A 1,802-nucleotide genomic window follows, 5' to 3' on the forward strand; every position below is an offset into this window, starting at 1 on the left:
TACGCCTTTTGTAACCAGGTCATCGATGAGTACACCGATGTACGCCTGGCTGCGATCCAGGATAAACGGCTCTTCGGAGCGCACTTTGCGAACGGCGTTAATACCGGCGATTAAGCCCTGGGCAGCGGCCTCCTCATAGCCCGTCGTTCCGTTTATTTGCCCGGCGGTAAACAATCCGGAGGCTACTTTGGTTTCAAGGCTTGGCAGTAGTTGGTCGGGATAGAGAAAATCATACATTACTGCGTAGCCGGGCCGCATAATCTGCGCGTTCTCGAGCCCCGGCGTTGCGTTGATTATTCTCTGTTGGATTTCCACCGGCAAACTCGTGGTTAATCCCTGTAAATACATCTCGCTCGTGTGCCAGCCTTCGGGTTCAATAAAGACTGGATGGCTCTCCTTCTCAGGAAAATTGATAATTTTCCGGTCGATCGACGGGCAGTTTCGCGGCCCGTGGCCGGTAACGGTGCCGGTTTTAATCGGCGATAAGTGTAGGTTATTCTTTACCGCATCGTGTGTATTCTTATTGGTGTACGTTAAAAAGCAGGGGATTTGCTCGCGTGTAGTCACCTCTACATCAAATGAAAACGCGAGAGGCTCGGGGTCGCCGGGCTGCGGCGTGAGTTTTTTAAAATCTATCGTTCGCTTGTCTACGCGAGGCGGTGTCGCTGTCTGAAACCGCCCGATCACAAGCCCGGTATCCTGGAGGCTTGCGGTGAGCTCATTTGCCGGAAGCTCACCCATCCGGCCGGCTGCACGTATTATGTCGCCGATTACAATTTGGCCGCGTAAAAACGTCCCGGCTGCGACCACCGCGGCCTTACAGTCAAACACAACACCGCTTGTGAGGCGCACACCGGTCACTTCGCCGCGCTGCACAATGATCTCCGACACGGTGCCCTGTAGGATGTGTAGATTCGGCTGCGACCACAATACCGCTTTCATGCCGGTTTCATAAAGTTTTTTATCCGTCTGCACACGCAACGCCTGAACAGCCGGTCCTTTCCTGCGGTTGAGCACCTTCAACTGGATGGCGGCGTGGTCGGTAACGCGACCCATCTCGCCGCCCAATGCATCGATCTCGCGAACGATTTGCCCCTTACCGATGCCGCCAACGGCCGGGTTGCATGGCATCAGTGCGATCTTATCCAGGCTGATTGTTACCAGAAGCGTCGCCGCGCCCATGCGCGCCGCGGCGAGTGCGGCTTCACAACCGGCGTGTCCCGCCCCGATAACAACTACATCAAAACTGTCGTGAATCATTCAAACACATCCTCGGCCTGTTCGATGTGGAACATTTTCCCATATATATGTAGTATTTGGATATCGCTGTGTCGGATGCCCGGTATTCTCGCAGCTTGGCCTAGTGATGCCGGTCGGATTATGGATAGTTTTTCCACCGCTTCATTCGATAATCCCGGTACCTCTGTATAGTTGATATCCTCCGGCAATATAAGCGATTCCGCTTCTTTAAAGGCGTTGATATTGCGCAGGTCCTGCTCGATATATGCCGCGTATTGCCGTCGCGCTTCAATTTCCCGTGTAATATGGGCGGGAACAGCTGCGCCGATTTCGACACTATTCTCTACCGCTTCTATTGTCTTTAGTAGTGCTTCTTTGTACTGCGCAGTATTATACTGGGCATCGTTGATGAGGCTCAAGTTATACCCAAACCTAGAAAGACGTAAATCGGCGTTGTCCGAGCGCAAAATCAGGCGATACTCGGCACGCGACGTAAACATCCGGTACGGCTCATCTACGCCTTTTGTAACCAGGTCATCGATGAGTACACCGATGTACGCCTG

2 protein-coding genes are annotated in these 1,802 nt (G+C 53.2%); both read right to left on the reverse strand.

Going from position 1 to position 1,802, the window contains the following annotated elements:
- Positions 1 to 1,260: tRNA uridine-5-carboxymethylaminomethyl(34) synthesis enzyme MnmG (gene mnmG / locus VGK02_00480; protein ID HEY3373526.1), on the reverse strand; the 1,260-nt coding region annotated here is incomplete at its 3' end.
- Positions 1,257 to 1,802 (reverse strand): hypothetical protein (locus VGK02_00485; protein HEY3373527.1); only part of this gene is annotated, 546 nt, incomplete at its 5' end. The genes VGK02_00485 and mnmG, both read right to left, overlap by 4 nt.

This window comes from Candidatus Aquicultor sp., assembly GCA_036504445.1.
Lineage (GTDB): Bacteria > Actinomycetota > Aquicultoria > Aquicultorales > Aquicultoraceae > DASXVE01.